At 63.0% G+C, this 21037-nt stretch carries 18 protein-coding genes; 7 read left to right on the top strand and 11 right to left on the bottom strand.

Going from position 1 to position 21037, the window contains the following annotated elements:
* Positions 1–197 precede the first annotated feature (197 nt).
* From paaZ to O9K64_RS12140, 3 genes are all read left to right on the top strand, one after another.
* Positions 198–2219 carry a phenylacetic acid degradation bifunctional protein PaaZ gene (gene paaZ / locus O9K64_RS12150; protein ID WP_275098339.1) on the top strand — a complete coding sequence of 674 codons (2022 nt, stop codon included), beginning with the start codon at positions 198–200 and terminating at the stop codon, positions 2217–2219.
* A gap of 209 nt (positions 2220–2428) precedes the next feature.
* Positions 2429–3454 carry a hypothetical protein gene (locus tag O9K64_RS12145; RefSeq protein ID WP_275098338.1) on the top strand — a complete coding sequence of 342 codons (1026 nt, stop codon included), beginning with the start codon at positions 2429–2431 and terminating at the stop codon, positions 3452–3454.
* 291 nt (positions 3455–3745) lie between these two features.
* Complete coding sequence (locus O9K64_RS12140) at positions 3746–4789, top strand: 2Fe-2S iron-sulfur cluster-binding protein (RefSeq protein ID WP_275098337.1); 1044 nt, start codon at positions 3746–3748, stop codon at positions 4787–4789.
* Positions 4790–5020: 231 nt separating this feature from the next.
* Here O9K64_RS12140 and O9K64_RS12135 read toward each other — a convergent pair whose 3' ends face one another.
* The 11 genes from O9K64_RS12135 to ftsY all read right to left on the bottom strand — a co-directional run bounded on the left by O9K64_RS12135 (position 5021) and on the right by ftsY (position 16342).
* Positions 5021–5968 (bottom strand): PaaX family transcriptional regulator C-terminal domain-containing protein, encoded by a 948-nt coding sequence (locus tag O9K64_RS12135; protein ID WP_275098336.1) that lies wholly within the window; start codon positions 5966–5968, stop codon positions 5021–5023.
* 367 nt (positions 5969–6335) lie between these two features.
* Positions 6336–6977, bottom strand: coding sequence for a CBS domain-containing protein (locus O9K64_RS12130; RefSeq protein WP_275098335.1), 642 nt, complete (start codon positions 6975–6977; stop codon positions 6336–6338).
* A 260-nt stretch (positions 6978–7237) separates the two neighbouring features.
* Positions 7238–7960 (bottom strand): ABC transporter ATP-binding protein, encoded by a 723-nt coding sequence (locus O9K64_RS12125; protein ID WP_275098334.1) that lies wholly within the window; start codon positions 7958–7960, stop codon positions 7238–7240.
* Positions 7950–8723 carry an ABC transporter ATP-binding protein gene (locus O9K64_RS12120; RefSeq protein ID WP_275098333.1) on the bottom strand — a complete coding sequence of 258 codons (774 nt, stop codon included), beginning with the start codon at positions 8721–8723 and terminating at the stop codon, positions 7950–7952. Before O9K64_RS12120 ends, O9K64_RS12125 begins: the two co-directional genes overlap by 11 nt.
* Positions 8710–9753: a branched-chain amino acid ABC transporter permease gene (locus O9K64_RS12115; protein WP_275098332.1), complete on the bottom strand. Its 1044-nt coding sequence runs from the start codon at positions 9751–9753 to the stop codon at positions 8710–8712. The genes O9K64_RS12120 and O9K64_RS12115 overlap by 14 nt, the downstream gene beginning before the upstream one ends.
* A 1-nt stretch (position 9754) precedes the next feature.
* The gene (locus O9K64_RS12110; protein WP_275098331.1) at positions 9755–10636 is read right to left on the bottom strand and encodes a branched-chain amino acid ABC transporter permease; all 882 of its coding nucleotides are present in this window, start codon (positions 10634–10636) and stop codon (positions 9755–9757) included.
* Between the two features lie 387 nt (positions 10637–11023).
* Positions 11024–12172, bottom strand: coding sequence for an ABC transporter substrate-binding protein (locus tag O9K64_RS12105; protein ID WP_275098330.1), 1149 nt, complete (start codon positions 12170–12172; stop codon positions 11024–11026).
* 525 nt (positions 12173–12697) lie between these two features.
* Positions 12698–13546, bottom strand: a complete 849-nt coding sequence (gene rpoH, locus O9K64_RS12100) for an RNA polymerase sigma factor RpoH (protein WP_275098329.1) — start codon at positions 13544–13546, stop codon at positions 12698–12700.
* Between the two features lie 113 nt (positions 13547–13659).
* Positions 13660–14631, bottom strand: a complete 972-nt coding sequence (gene ftsX / locus O9K64_RS12095) for a permease-like cell division protein FtsX (RefSeq protein ID WP_275098328.1) — start codon at positions 14629–14631, stop codon at positions 13660–13662.
* The gene (gene ftsE / locus O9K64_RS12090; RefSeq protein WP_275098327.1) at positions 14631–15308 is read right to left on the bottom strand and encodes a cell division ATP-binding protein FtsE; all 678 of its coding nucleotides are present in this window, start codon (positions 15306–15308) and stop codon (positions 14631–14633) included. Before ftsE ends, ftsX begins: the two co-directional genes overlap by 1 nt.
* A gap of 20 nt (positions 15309–15328) precedes the next feature.
* Positions 15329–16342 carry a signal recognition particle-docking protein FtsY gene (gene ftsY, locus O9K64_RS12085; RefSeq protein WP_275098326.1) on the bottom strand — a complete coding sequence of 338 codons (1014 nt, stop codon included), beginning with the start codon at positions 16340–16342 and terminating at the stop codon, positions 15329–15331.
* 213 nt (positions 16343–16555) lie between these two features.
* On the opposite strand from ftsY, the gene O9K64_RS12080 reads away from it, so the two are divergent.
* The 4 genes from O9K64_RS12080 (at position 16556) to coaD (ending at position 20995) form a co-directional block, all read left to right on the top strand.
* Positions 16556–17935 (top strand): M16 family metallopeptidase, encoded by a 1380-nt coding sequence (locus tag O9K64_RS12080; protein WP_305793133.1) that lies wholly within the window; start codon positions 16556–16558, stop codon positions 17933–17935.
* Positions 17936–18113: 178 nt separating this feature from the next.
* On the top strand, positions 18114–19415 hold the full coding sequence (locus O9K64_RS12075) for a M16 family metallopeptidase (protein ID WP_275098325.1): 1302 nt from the start codon (positions 18114–18116) through the stop codon (positions 19413–19415).
* Positions 19416–19420: 5 nt separating this feature from the next.
* A complete protein-coding gene (gene rsmD / locus O9K64_RS12070; RefSeq protein WP_275098324.1) occupies positions 19421–20017 on the top strand; it encodes a 16S rRNA (guanine(966)-N(2))-methyltransferase RsmD in 597 nt (198 codons plus the stop codon).
* Positions 20018–20515: 498 nt separating this feature from the next.
* Positions 20516–20995, top strand: coding sequence for a pantetheine-phosphate adenylyltransferase (coaD, locus tag O9K64_RS12065; RefSeq protein ID WP_275098323.1), 480 nt, complete (start codon positions 20516–20518; stop codon positions 20993–20995).
* Positions 20996–21037: the final 42 nt, after the last annotated feature.

Genomic DNA, 21037 nt, shown 5'->3' with positions numbered 1-21037 from the left:
ACTACGAAAAATAATATAAAAGTCAAAATATTGTATCGTATTAGATTGCGGGCTACTATCAGCCACGGTTGTCTGTGGCGGGACCACACGCATCAGTGAGCATAGCCGCTTTTCCCGCGGGGAGTATTCGGGGCGTCCCCACAGTCCAAATTTATTGAGCGTGATAAACAGGCCCTGGCGGGCTGGAGGAGCGAGAGATGCGATTGAAGAGTTATGCCTGTGGTGCCTGGGTCGAAGGTGCGGGACCGGGGGTCATGCTGAACAGCGCGGTGACCGGTGAGGCGGTGGCCGAGATCAGCAGCCGGGGTCTCGATTTCGCCGCCATGCTGCGTTACGGCCGGGAGGTGGGCGGCCCGGCGTTGCGCGCGCTGACCTTCCATGAACGCGCCTACAAGCTGAAGGAGCTGGGGCTCTACCTGCAGCAGCGCAAGGAGGAGTTCTATACCCTCTCCAGGCACACCGGTGCCACCCGTTCCGACTCCTGGATCGATATCGAAGGCGGTACCGGCACGCTGTTCGCCTACTCCAGCAAGGGGCGGCGCGAGATGCCAAACGGTCACCTCTATATCGACGGCCAGCCAGAGATGCTGTCGCGCAAGGGGAGCTTTGTCGGCCAGCATATTTATGTGCCGCTGGAGGGGGTGGCGATCCACATCAACGCCTTTAACTTCCCCTGCTGGGGAATGCTGGAGAAGCTGGCGCCCAGCTTCATCGCCGGTATGCCGTGCATCATCAAGCCGGCCAGTCAAACCGCCTACCTGACCGAGCTGATGGTCCGCCACATGATCGAATCCGGCATTCTGCCGGAGGGCTCGTTGCAGCTGGTCTGCGGCAGTGTCGGCGACCTGCTGGATCACGTCACCTGCCAGGATGCGGTCACCTTCACCGGCTCCGCCTCCACCGGCCTGATGCTGCGCCGGCACCCGGCCATTCTCAACAATTCGGTGCGCTTCACCATGGAGGCGGATTCGCTCAACGCCTCCATTCTTGGTCCCGACGCCACACCGGGAAGCGAGGAGTTCGATCTCTACGTCAAGGAGGTGGTGCGGGAAATGACAGTGAAGTCCGGACAGAAGTGCACCGCCATCCGCCGCGCCCTGGTGCCGCGTCACCTGGCGCCCTTTGTGATCGATGCGCTGGCGGCACGTCTCGGCCGGGTGGTGGTGGGCGATCCCGACCGGGAGGGGGTGACCATGGGCGCCCTGGCCAGCACAGAGCAGTGTGCCGAGGTACGCGAGCGGATAGCCGAGCTGACCCGCTCCTGCGAAATCGTCTATGGCGACCCGGGCGAGGCGGTCCCCGGCGCGGGGGCCTTCATGAAACCGGTGCTGCTCTATTGCGATCGGCCGTTGCAGAACCGCGAGGTGCACGATGTCGAGGCGTTCGGTCCGGTCAGCACGGTGGTTCCCTACGAGGGGGTGGATGAGGCGATCCGGCTTGCCGGGATGGGCCAGGGCAGCCTGGTCAGCTCCATCTTCACCTACGACGAGGCCTTCGCCCGGGCCATGGTGCTGGGCCTGGGGGCCTGGCACGGCCGGCTGCTGATCAACAACCGCGACTGCGCCAAAGAGTCCACGGGCCACGGTTCGCCGCTGCCCTATCTGATCCATGGCGGGCCGGGCCGCGCCGGCGGCGGCCAGGAGCTGGGCGGTATCCGTGGTGTACTACACTATATGCAGTGCGTCGCGCTGCAGGGATCGCCCAGCATGCTCACCGCGGTGAGCGACAAATGGATAGCGGGTGCCCGGCGCATCGAAGACCGCGTACACCCCTTCCGCAAGTCCATTGAAGAGCTGCAGATTGGCGAGGGCATCGTGAGCGGACAGCGCGTCGTGACCCTGGAGGATATCGAGCATTTCGCCGAGTTCAGCGGCGACCGCTTCTATGCCCACATGGACGAGGCGGCGGCCAGGGCCAATCCGTTCTTCGAGGGGCGGGTGGCCCACGGCTACTTCATCGTCTCGGCGGCCGCCGGGCTGTTCGTCGATCCGGCACCGGGCCCGGTGCTGGCCAATTACGGCCTGGAGCACCTGCGCTTTCTGACACCGCTCTATCCCGGGGATGCCATCCAGGTGACCTTTACCTGCAAGCAGAAGGTGCCGCGGGTGAACGAGGAGTACGGTGAGGTGCGCTGGGATTGCCAGGTACATAACCAGCGCGGCGAACTGGTCGCCACGTATGACGTGTTGACGCTGGTGGCCAAGCGGCAGGCCGCCTAGGAGCCTGTCGCTCCGTCGCAGGGACGCGACGATAACCGGGGGGTTGGCAGCGAGATTTTTAATGATACAAAAATAAAATAAATATAAAAAATATTGTATCGTTTAAGAATGCTTGCTATGTTTCTCCCATGCCGCAACGCGGCGCATGCGGTTTGTCTATCCGCACGGCCCTGGGCGGTGTGGTTACAAAGAGTCGAGGAGCGAGAGCGATGAGTGAGAGAGAGCGGTTTGCAGACAAGATGGAGTTCCCCCCGGAGACCCCCCAGCCCAATATCTATCCCCTGAGCTGGGTGCGCGAGACCAGCAAGATGCAGGAGGTGTGGGAGGCGGCCCAGCGCGAGTATTGGGACCCGGAAAAACTGCCCTGGGATACCTTCGATCCGGACCAGTACAGCTGGGAAGAGCGTGAGTCGATCGCCTACTGGTGGACCCTGCTCTCGGTGTTCGACGCCTCCGCGCCACCGGTGTTTGCCGAGGCCATGATCAAGACCTACGAGGACCATGAAGAGGATCCGGTGCGCCGCTGCTTCTTCTCGGTCACCCGGGACGAACAGAACCATGAGCAGATGTGCGGTCTCGCCATCACCAAGCTGCTGGATCACCCCGATGCCATGACCTACACCCCCAAGACCGAACTGGGGCGGAAACTGCAGCGCAACGCCAAGTGGCTCTACTTCAACGGCGGGCGCTACTGGAACGGTTACAAGCAGGCGGTACCCAAGTACAGCCTGGCGGTGCTGTTCAGCTCCTTCCTGATGGGCGAGATCGCTGCCGCCACCATCTTCCACCAGATGGCCAAGAGCTGCGAGGAGGAGGTGTTCCGGGAGGCGTTCCGCAATATCGGTCGCGACGAGGGCCGCCACATGGCCATCTGCATGGCATTGATGGAACGCGACTATCCGAGCCTGCCGGAGGAGAACAAGTCGGTCATCACCAAACAGATCCGCGCCGGCTACCTGTTCCTGTCGGCGGTGCTGTATGAACCGCCGATGGAGTTCTGGGATCTGCCCGAGGATTTCATTGCCGTGCAGCGTGAGGCGGAGGCGATCGCGCGCAACGCCGGTTTCGGTATCCCCGCGGTCGAGGAGAAGCTGGAGAACTGGCGCAGGGCGATGCTCAATCTGAAGGGGGTGCTGGATCGCTACGACATCCCGTTCCCCGCCATCCCCGAGGTGGGCATTACCGGTCAGGAAGTGCTGGATATTGATCTGGACGAGATCATTCCGATATTCTGAGAATTTCCAGGTAACCGGGTGGTGACCCGCCTCCCGGTTTTGTCCAGGGATTGGCGTAGGGGCAACCCCCCGTGGTTGCCCGGAAGGCGGTGCTTCGTTGGAAAAGGGCAGGCACAGGGGCCTGCCCCTACGGGTTGGTGCGGTGGCTTTTTCCCATGCCGCATAGGGGCAACCCCCCGTGGTTGCCCGGATGGTGGTGCTTCGTTGGAAAAGGGCAGGCACAGGGGCCTGCCCCTGCGGCGACAAGCCGGATGGCCGGGAGCGGCTTTACCCATGGTCTGGTATTAACTGATGAAAAAAATCCGATTATATCCATCCGGTCACGAGGTGGAGTGCCAGCAGGGGGAGACCGTCCTGGCCGCGCTGGAAAAGGCGGGCTATGCACTGCCCAACAACTGCCGTGCCGGCGCCTGCGGCGAATGCAAGATCAAGGTCCGGCAGGGCGAGTTCGACCAGGGCATGGTGCTGGACATGGCGCTGGCCCCGGAGGAGCGGGATCAGGGCTTCGGCCTGATGTGCATGGCCAAGCCGCTGTCGGATCTGCTGGAGATCGAGTGGGGCACCGAGGATGCGCAACCGAAGCTGTTTCCACCGCGGGAGAACGTCTCCTTCGTGGTGGTGGAGCGGCTGGTGCGTACCCACCGTATCATTGAACTGCGGCTACGGCCGGTGGGCAAGCCGCTACGCTACTGGCCGGGCCAGTACGTGCTGGTGAACCATCCTGACAATCAGATTCCACCGCGTGCCTACTCCATTGCCAACGCCTCGCGTCCGGATGGCGAGATCAGCCTGCAGATCGCCCGGGTCGAGGGCGGCGGCATCAGCAACTGGGTGCATGACAACCTCAAGGTGGGCGACCGGATCAAGCTGTCGGGTCCCTACGGCACCTTCATCGGTGATCCGGCGGCCGAGACCCCGGTGCTCTGCCTGGCGGCCGGTACCGGGCTGGCACCGATCATGGCCCTGGCCGAGGCAGCCCTGAGCCGCGGCTACCGGCAACCGGTGACGGTGCTGTTCTCGGCGCCGACCCATGACGATCTGTATGACACCGGCCGGCTTGCCCTGTGGCAGGCGAAACACCGCAACTTCAAATTTGTGCGCACCCTGACCCGGGAGCAGGGTGAGGCGCCGCTGGGGCGGATCCCGGCCATCCTGCCGGAGATGTTCCCCGATCTCTCTAAGCACAGCGTCTATGCCGCCGGCAGCCCCGAGTTCGTCGACGCCTGCATCGCCGCCGCCAGGGCGCTGGGGGCCAGGGAGGCGCAGATCCATACCGAGGGCTTCTTTGAGCAGCAGGCGTCACCGGAGACGCCGGCGGCCGATCGGTTGCTTTGAATGCCGCTTGAGGGATGCCTGTTTCCGGGTCGGCTTTTTCCAGAGCAGTTTTTTGCTCCCGCCAAGACGCCAAAAACGCCAAGAAAAACTGATTCCTGCGATTAAATTCCGATTCCTGTGGTCTTTGCGCTCTTGGCGAGAGCAAATGCCTTTTCTCCGTACCCGCCAGTTCTGCGGGTGAGCCATTATTGCTTGTTTCTATCTGTAGGACAGTGAAGTACCGAGTGCCTCTCAGGCCCAAGACGCAAACCGCTGACTGAACCGGGGTGAGGTCTGACGAAAGGGGCCGGCCTGGTTCTCGCACAGCGCCAGGATATGCTGTTCGGAGCATGCCTCCAGGGGGCGATAGATGGCGGCGCACAGATCCTGCGCCTGTTGTCCCAGCCAGTTGTCCGGCAGCAGTTCGGCCGGCAGTTTGGGATCTTTCAACAGGATGCGGCGGTAGTGATGGATCAGCATGATGCGCAGCATGAAGCAGTGCTCCGGATCCTCCTGCTCCACATGCCGGGCATGCTGCATCGCCTTGGCCAGCGACCGGTAATGCTTGATGAAGGCGCCGTACTGCTTCTCCAGCTCGCCCAGCTTGAAACACTGACGCACCATGCCTTTGGTGCCGAGCCCGTACATGGGGTCATAATTGCTCGCCCGCAGCACCACCGCCTGGTTGGTGACCCCGACCTGGGCAAGGATCGCCTGGGTCTGGGTGATGGGTGCGGTCGGATGGCCATAGGCGTTGGGAGCGATGATGCCGTAACCGAGCCAGGTCAGCTCCTTGCGCAGCCGTGCGCGCTGTTTGGCATTGATCCCCTGGGTGCCGGTGAATACCAGGATCCAGTCGCCATTCCACTGTTTGTTGGAGGGGTAGTAGATCAGTTCGTCGTAGCCGCTGACCTTCTTCCGGGCGCTCTCGGTCAGGCGATAATAGCTGCGCCGTCCGATCTTGCTGCTCTCGACAAAGTCATCCTTGGCCAGCCGGTAGACGGCGGTGCGCACCAGCCGTTCGTTGACGCCAAGCGGTTCCAGCAGGGCGGTGATGCTACCAAGCCAGATCTCCCGGTCATGGGACTCCACCACATCGCCGAACAGGGTGGCGACCAGCGACGGCGTGCGGCTGGGAGGTTCCTGGCGAAATCCGTCCAGGATGGACTTGAGTTGTCGTTGAAAGGGGTTGCTGGCCACGGTTTCTCGGTCACGGGCTGAATTGGCGTGGCTGCATTCTAGCAGCCCGCAAAACCCGAGTCATGATGGATACCTCAGTCCGCAAGGCAGAATAATCACCCCGTGAGTAGTTACCAGGCGGACAGACTCCTAGCCCTGCCCCTTACCCGTAAGCGGGTCGTACTGTATCCAGGCGTAGGATGGGTGGAGCGCCTCCGTGAACTCTCCGTCGGCTCCGTCTTCGGCGCGCAACCCATCGTGCACCTGCAACCGCGTCCGAAGATGGGTTACGGCGCGCCTGACCGCCGCGAATAGCCTTCAACAAGGGCGCCGCGCCTCCACCCATCCTACACGTGTGTTCATCGGTATTTGTGGGTAAAGCGCAGTCCTAGTCTTTTTTCGGCAGGACCTCGGTGATCAGCTCGTAGCCGATCTCCTGCAGGTGCTTGTCCAGCGCCGCCGGTTCATCGGCGATGTAGCGCACGATGGCGACGCGCTGGGGGCTGCCGATCTGGGAGACCGGCGAGACGACGGTGGCGATATAGCCGCCGGCGTCGTTGATCTGGTGCAGCAGGCCGCCGAGGGCGCGCGCCTTGTTGGGCAGGCTGACGGCGATGCGGGTGGTGTTGTCCAGGCCGCAGCCCATGATGTCGAGGAAGAAGTCGAGGATGTCGGTCTCGCTGACCACCCCCACCAGCTCGCCGTCGGCGATCACCGGCAGGTTGCCGATCTTCCTGTCGCGGATCAGCTGGCCGGCCTCCTCCACCAGGGTGTCGGGGGTGCAGGTGATCACTTGGCGCACCATCAGCTCGCCGACGGTGACCTTGGAGGTGAGATAGTTGACCTCGCCCACCGACAGGGTGGTAATGGCCGAGGGTCCGGCCCGGTCCAGCTCCTTCTGGCTGAACAGGCCGATCAGGTGGTTGTTGTCATCCACCACCGGCAGGTAACGCCGGCCCTTGTCGCGCATCACCTGGGCGGCATGACTGAGCTTCATATCCGCCGTCACGGTATCCACTTCGCGGGTCATGATCTGTTCCACATACATAGCGTCTTCAACCTCGGTTATTTCGATTAGTAATGGTCCTGTCCCGGCAGCATACGGGGCGGCGCCTGTTTAGGAGCGGCGCCCCCGCCGCGAACATCGGCCCGGGGCGGGCCTCCTACAAGGGGGTGTATCCGACCCCGGATCATCTGTAGGGGCGCCTCTGGCGCGAAGGTGTTCGCGGCGAAGCCGCTCCTACGGGGGGTGCCTTGTCCATTCCCGGGCCGGCGCCGGTCCAAGTGCTATCAATGCCCCAGATAGGCCTTCTGCACCGCCTCGTCGGCCAGCAGGGTGTCGGCATCGGCGGTGAGCACCACCCGGCCGGTCTCCAGCACGTAGCCGCGATCGGCAATGCCCAGCGCCGCCTTGGCGTTCTGCTCCACCAGCAGGATGGTCACGCCCCGTTCGTTGAGTTCGCGCACCACGCGGAAGATCTCCGCCACCAGCAGCGGCGCCAGCCCCATGGATGGCTCGTCCAGCAGCAGCAGCTTGGGCCGACCGAGCAGCGCCCGGCCCATCGCCAGCATCTGCTGCTGGCCACCCGACAGGGTGCCGGCCGCCTGGCGGCGCTTCTCCTGGAGGATCGGGAACAGGGCGTAGATGCGCGCCATCTCCTCGGCCATCCAGGCCTTATCCCGGCGCTGGGTGAAGCCGCCCAGCAGCAGGTTGTCCTCCACGCTCAGCGGCGCAAACACCTGGCGCCCCTCGGGGATGTGGCAGATGCCGGAGCGGACGATCTTGTGCGGCGCGCTACGGGTGATCTCGCGGCCGTCGAAGACTACCCGGCCGCCGCTCGCCTTGTGCACATTGGAGATGGTGTGCAGCAGGGTGGTCTTGCCGGCGCCGTTGGCGCCCACCATGGCCACCAGCTCCCCGGGGTGCACCTCCAGGGAGATCCCGTGCAGGGCCTGGATGGGTCCGTAATGGGAGGTCAGTCCCTCCACCTGTAACAGGGCCTCAGACGGCATACTGCACCTCTCCCCCCAGATAGGCCTCGATCACCTTCGGGTCGTTTTGTATCTCCGCCGGCAGGCCCTCGGCCAGCCGGCTGCCATAGTCGATCACCAGGATGCGGTCGGAGACCTGCATCACCAGCCCCATGTTGTGCTCCACCAGCAGCACGCTGACCCCGGTCTGGCTGATGCGCCGGATCAGCTCGCGCATCTCCACCGTCTCGGTATCGTTGAGCCCGGCGGCCGGCTCGTCCATCAGCAGCAGCTTGGGCCGCGCGGCCAGGGCGCGTGCGATCTCCACCCGCTTGAGCACCCCGTAGGGGAGCGAGTCGGCGGGCTGGTGGATGTACTGTTCCAGGCCGCAGAACACCAGCGCCTCGCGCGCCCAGTCCTGCGCCAGGCGCTCCTCACGGAGGATATTGGGCAGGCGCAGGGCGGCACTCCACAGGCGGCTGCGGGTGCGCAGATGGCAGCCCACCTTGACATTGTCCAGCACGCTCATGTTGAAGAACATCTGCAGGTTCTGGAAGGTGCGGGAGATGCCCATTTTGGCCACCTGATGGGGCAGCCGACCGACGATCTCCTGGCCCTGGAAGCGGATGTTCCCCTCGTTGGGGAGGTAGATCCCCGAGAGCATGTTGAACAGGGTGGTCTTGCCGGCGCCGTTGGGACCGATGACCGCGTAGACTTGACTCTCCGGCACCTGGAAATGGAGATCGGCAATGGCGGTCACCCCGCCAAAGGAGATGGTCAGATCCTGAACCTCAAGCAACGCCATGACGCTTCTCCTCCTTCTGCGAGGCTGGCTTCCGTGGGGTGGGCTTGTGCGACGCCGGCTCCTGCGGGGCCGGCTTGCGCGTGGTGGGTGTTGCCGGACGCCGGAGTTTGCGCAGCAGCTCACGCAATCCGACGAACAGCCCCTGGGGCAGGAAGATCATCGTGCCCATGAGGATGGCGCCGAAGATCATCACCTCGTAATCCTCGAACACCACCAGCAACTCGGGCAGGAAGGTGAGGATGAGGGCGCCGAGCACGGCGCCGTAGGTGGAAGCCATGCCGCCGAGCACCACCATGGTGACCAGCTCGATGGAGAAGAAGAAGCTGAACGAGTCGGGGCTGACGAAGGCCTGCTGGTGGGCGAACACGCTGCCGGCGACCGCGGCGATCAGGGCGGCGAGCACGAACACGCCGGTCTTGGTGGCGGCGGTGTTGATGCCCATCATCTCGGCGGCCACCTCTGAGCCGTGCAGGGCGCGCAGGGCACGGCCGCTGCGCGAGTCGATGATGTTGAGGGCCAGCCAGACCACCACCACCAGCAGGGCGCCGATGACGATATACCAGCGCTGGTCGCTGTCCACGGCCCAGCCGAAGAACGACAGGGTGGGGATGCCGCCGAGGCCGTCGGGGCCGCCGGTGAGCCAGCCCAACTGGACGATGAAGATGTGCACGATGATGCCCAGGCCGAGGGTGGCCATGGCCAGGTAGTGGCTCTTGAGGCGGAGGATCGGGCGCGCCACGATATAGGCGATGACGCCGGTGAAGGCGAGACCGAACAGCAGGGCGGGCCAGGGGTTCCAGCCGTAGCGGGCGGTCAAAATGGCCGAACTGTAGGCGCCGAGGCCGAAGAAGGCGGCGTGGCCCAGGGAGATCTGCCCGGCATAGCCCATCAGCAGGTTGAGGCTGACCGCGAGGATGGCGTTGAGGCCGGCGGTGACGCCGACCACGGTGACGAAATAGTTATCCGGAAACAGGATCGGCAGCAGAACAATAGCCGCCGCCAGAAGAAATAATCCGCTCAGGCGCTTCATACTATACCCTCTCGACCGAGGCCTTGCCGAACAGGCCGCTGGGGCGGAAGAACAGCACCAGCAGCAGGATGATGAAGCCGATCGCGTCCTTGTAACCGGAGGAGATAAGGCCGGCGGAGAGGGACTCGATCAGCCCCAGCAGCAGGCCGCCGGCGACCGCACCCATGGGGTTGCCCATGCCGCCGAGGATGGCGGCGGAGAAGCCCTTGAGGCCGAGCATGACGCCGGTGTCGTAGGAGGTGAAGGTGATCGGGGCGACCAGGATGCCGGCCATGGCGCCGATGGCGGCGGCGATGCCGTAGGCGAGCAGCAACATGACACCGACATTGATCCCCACCAGGTGGGCGGCGGTCTTGTTGCAGGAGCAGGCGAGGATCGCCTTGCCCAGGGTGGTGCGGTTGAAGAAGTACTGGGTGCCGAGTACCAGGGCGACGCCGCCACCCATGACCCAGAGGTTCTGGGGCAGTACGGTGGCGTTGCCGATCTGGATCGGCGTGTTGCCGGAGAACGGCGGCAGGGCGAACAGGTCCTTGCCCCACACCAGCAGGGCGACGCCGCGCAGGAAGATGGAGGCGCCGATGGTGATGATGATGGTGGTGACTACCGAGGCGCCGCGGGCCGGGGCGATGGCGAAGCGCTGTAGCGCCATCCCCACCAGGGTGGTGATCAGCACGGCGCCGATGGCGGCGGCCCACAGGGGCAGGCCGGCGTCGCCGGCGGAGAGCGCGACCGCGCTCATGCCGCCGATCATCACGAATTCACCCTGGGAGAAGTTCACCACGTCCGAGGCGTTGTAGATAATGGCAAAGCCGAGCCCCACCAGGGCGTAGGTCGAACCGACGGTGATCCCGGTGAGCAGAAACTGGAGGATCTGATCGAACATCCGAAAAATCCTGTGTCGGGGAGGTCAGCGAGCCGCACCTGCGCAAGTAGACGTGCTTGCGGCAGGTTGGAGCTGCGGCACTCCCGGGTTGTAAAACGGGTTGGTTGGGTGGCGACGCCGCTCCCTGCGGGCAGTCGGCGGTCCGGTGTCGTCACCGGACCGCCGGCCGTCGCCCTAGCAGCCTGTCGGACTTAACGCTGATCTACTGCGGAAAAGCCGGATTTGGCCATATTTTCCGATCTTTCTCGTTAAATAGGTCCACTATTCCATCCTTAGGTCCGTAAACGGTGCATCCCTGCACCACTGCTGGCCTCGAAAGATCGAAAAATCTGTCTCAAATCGGCTTTCCCTCGCTATGATCGGTCAAGCGGGACAGGCTGCCACGACTTACTTCACGATGGTCCAGTCACCGTTCTTGATCTCCAACATCTGGAAGGCGTCCAGGCCAAGGCCCATGTGGTCGCTCGGGCTCATGTTGAACACCCCGCCGGTGCCGGGGAACTTGCTGGTCTTCTCGATCTCGTCACGCACCTTGGCCTTGTCGGTGGAGTCGGCGCGGTCGATCGCCTCCAGGGCGATCATCAGCCCGTCATAGGCGTGGCCGCCGAAGGTGGAGACATCGCCGAACTTGGCCTCGTAGAGGTTCTTGTAACCGAGCAGCACAGGGCGCTGCGGATCGCTCTCCGGCAGTTGATCGGCCACCAGCAGGGCGGCCGCCGGCAGGCGTACGCCCTCGGCCGCTTCACCGGCCAACTCGATGTACTTCTTCGAGGCGACGCCGTGGGACTGGTAGAGCGGCAGGGTGATGCCGAGCTGACGTACGTTCTTGGTGACGATCGCCGGACCGGAACCAAAGCCGAAGTTGAGGATCGCCTGGGCGTCGGTGTCGCGGATCTTGGCCAGCTGCGCGGTCATATCGGTATCCTTGGCGCCGTACTGCTCATCGGCGACGATCTCGATATCGTAACTGGCGGCCATCGCCAGACTCTGGTTGCGCCCGGACTTGTCGAAGCCGCCGTTGCCGCTGATCAGGGCCACCTTGGTGATGCCGCGGCGGTTCATGTCCTCGTAGATCTTCTGTGCCGCCATGCGGTCGGTATGGGGGGTCTTGAAGGTCCACTTCTGCACCGGCTCGATGATGCTGACCGCCCCGGCGAGGGAGATGAAGGGGATCCCTGCCTTCTCCACCAGCGGCATCACCGAGAGGCTGGAGCCGGAGGTGGAGCCGCCGACGATCACATCCACCTTGTCCTTCTGGATCAGGCGCTTGACGAAGTTGACCGCCTCCTTGGCGTTGCCGCCGGTGTCATAGTGCATCAGCTCCACCTGGCGGCCGTCGATGCCACCCTTGGCGTTGATGTTGTCGATGTACAGCTGCAGGGTCTTCAGCTCCGGATCACCGAGAAACGATGCCGGGCCGGTCACGGCCAGGAAGGTGCCGATCTTGATCGGCTCCGCCGCCAGGGCTTGTCCTGCCGCGCCCAGGGTGAGTGCGACGCCGATGGCCAGGGCGGTTGCGCTTTTTTTAATATTCATAACGTTTGATCACTCCTCAATGCTCTGTCTGTAAGTTCTTGTGAGTCGTGCACTTGAAGGATAGCGGCATGCCGTACACCGTCAACGCAGTTCACTACTATACATTCTAATTATTACCGTGCGAAACCTATGGTAAATTGAGCCACGCAACCCGGAGGTAATGAAAAATAATTCATGTGACTCGGGGTTTTGCATGTGGGTTAATGCCGTTATGAGGGCGTGTCAGCAACTCGTAGTTCACGCTGAACCGAGACAAAAACCCTTTAAATGCCACTGTTTAAGGATTCGAGCAGTGAGCATAACGGCTAGGGTATGTGGGGTCAACAGGGTGCGGAAAAATACAGAACGCTATTATAGAGGCAGGAAATTTCTCTAACTGACTGTAAGTACAATAAAAAATACAGTTACAAACGCAAGTAAAAATAGTTTTTTTCTGCTTTTTTTGTGTCGGAAGCGTGAAATATTTTGCCTGTTGGTGAAAGTAGCAGTGCGGAACATGAAATATTATTCATGTTCCGCGATGGTTCAGGCAATGAGATGGGCCTTCAATTTACCCATGGCGGCCTTTTCGATCTGGCGGATGCGCTCGGCCGAGACTCCGTACTTATCCGCCAGTTCATGCAGGGTCATCTTCTTCTCCGCAAGCCAGCGCGCTTCCAGGATCTCCTTGCTGCGCTCATCTAGTCCTTCAAGGGCCAGATAGAGCTGTTGTTTGTCATTTGCCTCACTGTCCACGCTCTCCAGCTGGCGGGAAGGCTCCATGCGCATATCGGCCAGGTAGGCGGCCGGGGCCGGGGCCTGATCGTCATCACCGTTATCAATGCCGTCGAATGCCAGGTCGTGGTTATTCAGGCGGCTCTCCATCTCCAGCACGGTTTCCGGTTTGACACCCAGATCCCTGGCGACGCCCTCGACCTCTTCCTGAGAGAACCAGCCCAGGCGCTTCTTCGAGCTGCGCAGGTTGAAGAACAGCTTGCGCTGCGCCTTGGTGGTGGCGACCTTGACGATGCGCCAGTTGCGCAGGACGTATTCGTGGATTTCTGCCTTGATCCAGTGCACGGCGAAGGAGACCAGGCGCACCCCGTGATCGGGATCGAAACGGCGCACCGCCTTCATCAGGCCGACAGTTCCCTCCTGAATCAGGTCGGGGAGGGCCAGGCCATAACCGGCATAGCCGCGGGCGATGCGGATGACAAAGCGAAGATGGGACATCACCAGGGTGCGGGCCGCCTCCAGATCCCCCTCCTCCTGCAGTCTCACCGCCAGGCTATGCTCCTCTTCGGCGCTCAACATCGGCAGCTGGTAGGCCGCGCTGATGTAGGCATCGATACTGCCGGTGGGCAGTGTGTTTGCGATAGCGAGTTGTTTGCTCATCTGAAATACCCTAGTTATTTGGTCTGGTATTATATTAGCACCCTTGCATATAGGGTGCTACTACATATTAGCACTCGGGGGGTAGGAGTGCTAATGGCCGGATTGGTTCCCTGTCAGGCGGGTTCGATCTCGTGGAGATGGCGGCCCACGGCAATCCACGAGCCGATCAGCCCCAGCAGGGTGCTGCCGCCGAGCAGGATCAGCAGGGTGGTGAAATCGATGCCGCTGAGCCGGAAGCCGCTCTGATAGAGTCCGGCCAGCTGTTCGACCGGGTTGTCCAGCAGCAACAGGGAGATGCCGACCATCAGCCAGGCGGAGATGCCGCCAAACAGACCGTACCAGGCGCCGTTGTACAGGAAGGGTCGCCGGATGAAGGCGTTGGTGCCGCCGATCAGCTTGGTAATCTCGATTTCGGCATGCCGGTTCTGGATCTCCAGACGGATGGTGTTGCCGACAATCAGCAGTACCGAGAGTCCCAGCAGTGTGGCCAGGATGATGACACCGCGCCGGGCGATCTCGGTAATGGCGTGAAAGCGTCGGACCCACTGCAGATCGAGCTGGGCAAACTCCACCTCGCTGTACTGCTTGAGCCTGGCGAGCAGCGCCTCGGCCGCGGCCGGTTCGGCCCGTTCCGCGGCCGGTTCAACAATCAGCAGGGAGGGGAGGGGATTCTCCTCCAGGCTATCCAGGACACCGGCAAAGCCGCTGAGCCGGCGGAACTCGTCCAGCGCCTCGGTCCGGCCGATCAGCCGGACCCGGGTGATGGCCGGGTCGCGCTGCAGTTGGCTGGCCAGGCTGGCTGCCTGCGCGTCACTGGTCTCCTGGGTCAGGAACAGCGAGATGCTGGCGGCGCCGTCCCAGTGGCCGCTGAGTGATTCCACATTGCCCAGCAGCAGGTAGAGGCCGGACGGCAGCGCCAGGGCGATGCCGATCACCAGGGTGGTCATCAGGGTGGAGAGGGGGGTCCTGATCAGGCGTCCCAGGCTGGCCAGCGCCACCTGCAGGTGGCGCATCAGCCAGACATCCGCACGTAGCGTACTGCGGGGGCTGATGCGGGCCGACTGTCGCTTGCGGGGTCTGCGCATCAGTTGACCGACTCGGCGGCGTTGTCCCGGGCCAGGCGACTCTTATCCAGTACCAGGATGCGCCGGTTCATATGCGAGATCAGCTCCAGATCGTGGGTGGCGATCAGCAGGGTGACGCCGACATCGTTGAACTGCTCGAACAGGTTCATGATCTCCCGGGAGAGGGCCGGGTCCAGGTTGCCGGTGGGCTCATCGGCCAGTACCACGGGCGGTTTGCTCACCACCGCGCGGGCGATACCGACCCGCTGCTGCTCGCCGCCGGAGAGGGTGACCGGCAGGTTTTTCTCCTTGCAGAGCAGCCCCACCTTGTCCAGCGCGGCGCGCACCCGGCGGCCGATCTCGATATGCCCGAGGCCGGCCACCACCAGCGGCATGGCGACGTTGTCGAACACCGTGCGGTCATGGAGCAGGCGGTGATCCTGGAAGATCATGCCCACCTCGCGGCGATGATAGGGGATCTGGCCGCGGCCCAGCCGGGTGAGGTTGCGCCCGGCCACCCGCACCTGCCCCCGGGTGCTCCGCTCCAGCAGTCCGATCAGCTTGAGCAGGGTGCTCTTGCCGGCACCCGAGTGTCCGGTGAGAAACACCATCTCGCCCGGATCGATATGGAAGCTGACGTTGCTCAACCCCTCATGTCCGCCGGGGTAGCGTTTGGTGACGTTGTCAAAGTGGATCATAGGAAGTGGCTGTGTTGGGTCTATTCCGCAAACAGGGCGTTGACGAATTCAGTGCCGTCAAAGTGGCGCAGGTCTTCGATGGTTTCGCCGACCCCGATAAAGCGGATCGGCAGACCGAGCTTCTCGGCGATGGCGAAGACGATGCCGCCCTTGGCCGTACCGTCGAGCTTGGTCAGGGTGATGCCGGTCAGGCCCACCGTCTGGTTGAACTGGACCGCCTGATTGAGCGCGTTCTGTCCGGTGGTGGCATCCACCACCAGCATCACCTCGTGGGGGGCGTCGGGATCGATCTTCTTCATCACCCGGGCGATCTTGGCCAGCTCCTCCATCAGGTTGCCCTTGGTGTGGAGGCGTCCGGCGGTATCGGCAATCAGCACATCGATACCGCGTGCGGTGGCCGCCTGCAGGGCGTCGAAGATCACCGAGGCGGAGTCCGCGCCAGTGTGCTGGGCCACCACCGGGATGCCGTTGCGCTCGCCCCAGCTCTGCAACTGCTCCACCGCGGCGGCGCGGAAGGTATCCCCGGCGGCCAGCATGACACTCTGCCCCTCGTCCCGCAGCCGCTTGGCCAGCTTGCCGATGGTGGTGGTCTTGCCGGCCCCGTTGATGCCGACCATCAGGATCACCTGGGGTCTGCCGGGTTCGGCCTGGCGGACCGGTTGGTCACAGCGGTTGAGGATCTGCTCCAGCTGTTGCTTCAGTATCGCCGTCAGGCGTTCCGGGTCGGACAGCTCCTTGCGTCTTACCCGTCCGGTCAGGTCATCGATAATGCGGCTGGTGGCGTCCACCCCCACATCCGCCATCAGCAGCAGGGTCTCCAGCTCCTCCAACAGGTCGGTATCGATGCTCTTGCGGCCCAGTACCAGGTTGGCCAGTCCATCGGTGAAGTTGCTGCGGGTCTTTACCAGCCGGTTCTTGAGGCGGGCAAACAGGCCCTCTTTCCCTTCTGGCCTCACCTCCGGCTCCGGTGCCGGGGCACTGACGGGCTCGCCCGGGGTCTCCTGGGGGGGTGTTTTCTTTCCAAATCCAAACATGCTGGTTTATCCGCTATGCCATTGAACTGATGACAACAGCTCTTGTCTCTTGTAAGGGAATCCGGTGCTGGACCCAATGTTGGATCCAATGCCGCACTGTGAAAATAATCCGCAGGCCGGTTTTAAATGCTAAAGTCGGATCGTAACATTTTGCGGGGAATCAACCTATCCCTGTTGCGCCGATGTCGGGCACAGGGTGTCATGGAACACATTATGAGACTACTCCTTAGTGCAGCGTTGCTGCTGCTTGCCGGCCCGGTATTGGCCGAATCCCTGGTGACGGAAAATCTGGTGCACGAGACCATGCTCGATAACGGCATGAAAGTGATCGTCAAGGAGGATCACCGGGCACCGATCATGGTCTCCCAGGTCTGGTACAAGGTGGGGTCCTCCTACGAGCCGGACGGCTTCACCGGCCTCTCCCATGCCCTTGAGCACATGATGTTCAAGGGGACCGAGAGCCATCCGCCCGGTGAGTTCTCCCGCATCATTGCCGCTAACGGCGGCAGCGAGAACGCCTTTACCGGGCGCGATTACACCGCCTATTTCCAGACCATGTCCAACGACCGGCTGGAGATTGCCCTGGAGCTGGAGGCGGACCGGATGCGCAATCTGACCCTGCCGGCCGAGGAGTTCGCCAAGGAGATCGAGGTGGTAAAGGAGGAGCGCCGCCTGCGTACCGAGGATAAACCGACCGGGCAGCTCTATGAACAGTTCACGGCACTGAGCTACCGTAGCCTGCCCTATGCCAACCCGGTTATCGGCTGGATGAATGACCTGGAACAGATGCGGGTGGAGGATCTGGCCGCCTGGTACCGGCGCTGGTATGCACCCAACAACGCTACCCTGGTGGTAGTCGGGGATGTCGACCCGCAAGCCGTATTCCAACTGGCCAGGAAGTACTTCGGTCCGCTGAAGCAGGAGCAGCTACCGGTACTCAAGCCGCTGCGGGAGCCGCCACAGAAGGGCGAGGTCCGTTCCGTGATCAAAATACCCGCTAATGAACCCTACCTGCTGATGGGCTACAAGACCCCGGCAGCGACCTCGGCGGAGCGTCCCTGGGAGCCCTATGCCCTGGAGATGCTGGTGGCGATCCTGGATGGCGGCAACAGCGCCCGCTTCAGCCGCAATCTGGTCCGCGGCAGCGAGGTGGCCGTCTCGGCCGGTGCCGGTTACAACGCCTTCACCCGCCTGCCGGGGATGCTGACGCTCGACGGGACCCCGGCCAGGGGCCGCGACATCGGCGAACTGGAGAAGGCGCTGCGTGAGGAGATCGCCCGCCTGCGCAGCGATCCGGTGACCGAGGAGGAGTTGGAGCGGGTGCGGACCCAGGTGATCGCCTCCAAGGTGTTCGAGCTCGATTCGGTATTCTATCAGGCGATGGAGATCGGCACGCTGGAGACCATCGGGCTCGACTGGCGATTGATCGACCAGTACGTGGAGGAGTTGAAGAAGGTAACCCCGGAACAGGTGCGCGAGGTGGCGCAACGGTACCTGCGGGATGAGAATCTGACCGTAACCCTGCTGGAACCGCTGCCGATGGACAACGGCAAACCGGTGCGCAGCTCGACAGGGGGACGTCATGGGAGTTAAGACGATGGGATTTAGGGCTCGCGCAAGAATAATTTCGCAGTACCGAGGGCGTAACTGGGCTCCGCTGGCAAGGCACGCTTTGCAGGCAATGGCCGTTCCCTTGCCAAAAAGCGTAACGCCGCCAGCGGGGTCCAGAGGCGACCGAATACCGAAACTTATTTTGGCGCGAGCCCTTAGCATGCTGGTAATGTTGTTGATGCTGCTCCCGGTCCAGCTCTGGGCCGCGCCGGCGATCCAGAGCTGGGTCACCGAAAAGGGCGCCCGGGTGCTGTTCGTACCGGCCCCGGAGCTGCCCATGCTGGATCTGCGGGTGGTATTCGATGGCGGTAGTGCGCGCGGGGCCATTCCCGGTGTCGCCTCCCTTACCAGTGCACTGCTGGAAGAGGGGGCCGGTGACTGGGATGCCGATGCGATCGCCCAGCGGCTGGACAGCGTCGGTGCCAAGATGTCGGCCAGTTCTCAGCGTGACATGGCCTGGCTGACCGTGCGCACCCTGACCGAGAAGCGGGCGCTGACCGAGACCATGGACACGGTGGCCCAGGTGCTGGGCGCGCCCCGGTTCGATCCGCTGGCCTTCGAGCGCAACCGCAAGGCGATGCTGGTGTCGCTGAATCATGACGAGCAGTCACCCGGCACGGTGGCCCAGCGGACCTTTATGCACACCCTGTTCGGGGAGCATCCCTATGCCGCCCAGGTGGAGGGCACCCAGGAGTCCCTGGCGCGCGTCAGCCGCGAGGATGTGATCGCCCACTATAAAAAATACTATGTGGCGAAGAATGCGGTGATCGCCATTGTCGGCGCGGTGGAGCGCGCCGAGGCCGAGCGTCTGGCGGAGCTGGTCACCAGCGGTCTGCAGCCGGGAGAACGGGCGCCCGAACTGCCTCAGGTGTCCGATCTGCAGGCCTCGCGCACCCTGATCCTGCCGTTCCCCTCCAGCCAGTCGCATATCCTGATGGGGCAACCCGGCATGCAGCGGGGTGATCCGGACTATTTCGTGCTCTACGTGGGCAACCATATCCTCGGCGGCAGTGGCCTGGTCTCCCAGTTGAGTGACGAGGTGCGGGAGAAACGGGGCCTCTCCTACAGTGTCTACAGCTACTTCTCACCCATGCGCCGGAACGGCCCGTTCCTGATTGGCGCCCAGACCCAGAATGCCAAGGCCGTGGAGACCCTGGAGGTGATCCGCCAGACCCTGGCCCGGTTTATCGAGCAGGGACCGAGCGAAGTGGAGCTGACCGCCGCCAAGCAGAATATCACCGGTGGATTCCCGCTGCGCATCGCCAGTAACAGCAAGATCCTGGAGTATATCGCCATGCTGGGTTTCTATGACCTGCCGCTGGACTATCTCGATACCTTTGTCGACAACGTCAACAGCGTCACTAGCGAACAGATCCGCGATGCCTTCCAGCGCCGCATCAAGCCGGATCAATTGCTCACCGTGGTGGTGGGCGATGAGCAGAAGCCGGCGCCGGCCAACTGAACCCGGTGGTAAAACGGCGACGGCCCGGCCCGGGTTGCGGGCCGGGTTCCGGACAGCGCAACCAGATACGCCTGATCGGCGGGACGCATCGCGGGCGGCGCCTGGAGTTTCCCGACAGTCCCGGATTGCGTCCCACCGCCGATCGCACCCGCGAGACCCTGTTCAACTGGCTGCAGCCGCTGCTGCCCGGGGCGCGCTGTCTGGACCTGTTTGCCGGCAGCGGCGCGCTGGGTTTTGAGGCGGCTTCCCGCGGCGCCGGAGCGGTGACCCTGCTGGAGCAGGATCCGCGAGTGGCCGGCCAGCTGGAGGCCAACCGGGCGCTGCTCGGGATGGCGTCGATCGCCATCCATCAGGCCGATGCCACCCACTGGCTCGACCAGCCGGCACAACCGTTCGATATCGTTTTCCTCGATCCGCCCTTCGCCGACCACCTGCTCACGGAGTGCTGCGGCAAACTGGAGCGACGCGGCTGGCTGGGGAGCGATCCGCGTATCTACCTGGAGTGGGACCTGCACGGCCCATCCCCCGAACTCCCCCCGCACTGGATCAGACTGAAAGAGAAAAAGGCCGGTCAGGTGGCCTATGCGCTCTATACCCGCTGATCCCCGGCGCTGCGGGTTCGCCCCGTGCCTGCCCTGGTCCCGCACAATCGGAGAGATCGAGCAGCCAGGGGGGGTGTCCCTATGCCGGGTCTGGAATACCCGCCGCGCCGCCCCGTAGGGGCGGGCCCCTGTGCCTGCCCTTTTTTCCGGATGCCCGGGAACATCGGGCAACCACGGAGGGTTGCCCCTGCATCCATCCCTGGACAAATCCGCTCCCGCACATCCCTGTGCTCCGCTGGATAAGTCCACCCCTGGACAAAAAATTCGGGAAAATGCGATTTCTCATTTGACTTTGTCACATCCGATACTATTATCTCGCACCCTGGGGAATAAAATGGGCTCGATCCGCGTTGCGTCGGGGATCGGTCTCTTCGCGGTAAGGTACGGCGCCGAAATCGGACCATCGCCGTCATCTGTTACCATAATTTTTTCTGTCGTTATGCGATTGCCGACGGGTACGGCACCGATCCGGGCAATCAAAGACGAAGGACCTACGCCATGACCATTGCAATCTACCCAGGTACATTCGATCCCATCACCAACGGACATACCGACCTGATTCAGCGGGCCGCCAAGCTGTTTGACAAGGTGATCGTGGCGGTGGCGGCCAGCAGCGGCAAGCGTCCCCGCTTCTCGCTTCAGGAGCGGGTCGATCTGGCCAACCGGGTGCTGGCCGGCGTGGACCGGGTGGAGATCATCGACTTCGATACCCTGCTGGTGGACTTCACCCGGCAGTGCAAGGCGGACGTGATTCTGCGTGGTCTGCGCGCGGTGTCCGATTTCGAGTACGAATTCCAGCTGGCGGGGATGAACCGGCGACTGGCGCCGGAGGTGGAGACCATGTTCCTCACCCCGGCCGAGCAGTTCGCCTATATCTCCTCGAGCCTGGTGAAGGAAATTGCCGCCCTGGGGGGGAATGTGTCAGAGTTTGTCCATCCCCTGGTGATCGAGGCGCTCAACGGCAAGCAACCGGTTTAACTTAGAAGATATGAGGTGAAGGACCTCTTTCAGGAGTTTGTG

The sequence above is a fragment of the Sedimenticola hydrogenitrophicus genome (assembly GCF_029017505.1).
Lineage (GTDB): Bacteria > Pseudomonadota > Gammaproteobacteria > Chromatiales > Chromatiaceae > Sedimenticola > Sedimenticola hydrogenitrophicus_A.
The sequence above is the reverse complement of the archived record's forward strand: the minus strand, read 5'-3'. Positions and strand labels throughout refer to the sequence as shown.

Coding starts and splice junctions, on each gene's coding strand:
- paaZ (WP_275098339.1), top strand. CDS start 198: ATGCGATTGAAGAGTTATGCCTGTGGTGCCTGGGTCGAAGGTGCGGGA.
- O9K64_RS12145 (WP_275098338.1), top strand. CDS start 2,429: ATGAGTGAGAGAGAGCGGTTTGCAGACAAGATGGAGTTCCCCCCGGAG.
- O9K64_RS12140 (WP_275098337.1), top strand. CDS start 3,746: ATGAAAAAAATCCGATTATATCCATCCGGTCACGAGGTGGAGTGCCAG.
- O9K64_RS12130 (WP_275098335.1), bottom strand. CDS start 6,977: ATGACCCGCGAAGTGGATACCGTGACGGCGGATATGAAGCTCAGTCAT.
- O9K64_RS12125 (WP_275098334.1), bottom strand. CDS start 7,960: ATGCCGTCTGAGGCCCTGTTACAGGTGGAGGGACTGACCTCCCATTAC.
- O9K64_RS12120 (WP_275098333.1), bottom strand. CDS start 8,723: ATGGCGTTGCTTGAGGTTCAGGATCTGACCATCTCCTTTGGCGGGGTG.
- O9K64_RS12115 (WP_275098332.1), bottom strand. CDS start 9,753: ATGAAGCGCCTGAGCGGATTATTTCTTCTGGCGGCGGCTATTGTTCTG.
- O9K64_RS12110 (WP_275098331.1), bottom strand. CDS start 10,636: ATGTTCGATCAGATCCTCCAGTTTCTGCTCACCGGGATCACCGTCGGT.
- O9K64_RS12105 (WP_275098330.1), bottom strand. CDS start 12,172: ATGAATATTAAAAAAAGCGCAACCGCCCTGGCCATCGGCGTCGCACTC.
- rpoH (WP_275098329.1), bottom strand. CDS start 13,546: ATGAGCAAACAACTCGCTATCGCAAACACACTGCCCACCGGCAGTATC.
- ftsX (WP_275098328.1), bottom strand. CDS start 14,631: ATGCGCAGACCCCGCAAGCGACAGTCGGCCCGCATCAGCCCCCGCAGT.
- ftsE (WP_275098327.1), bottom strand. CDS start 15,308: ATGATCCACTTTGACAACGTCACCAAACGCTACCCCGGCGGACATGAG.
- ftsY (WP_275098326.1), bottom strand. CDS start 16,342: ATGTTTGGATTTGGAAAGAAAACACCCCCCCAGGAGACCCCGGGCGAG.
- O9K64_RS12080 (WP_305793133.1), top strand. CDS start 16,556: ATGAGACTACTCCTTAGTGCAGCGTTGCTGCTGCTTGCCGGCCCGGTA.
- O9K64_RS12075 (WP_275098325.1), top strand. CDS start 18,114: ATGCTGGTAATGTTGTTGATGCTGCTCCCGGTCCAGCTCTGGGCCGCG.
- coaD (WP_275098323.1), top strand. CDS start 20,516: ATGACCATTGCAATCTACCCAGGTACATTCGATCCCATCACCAACGGA.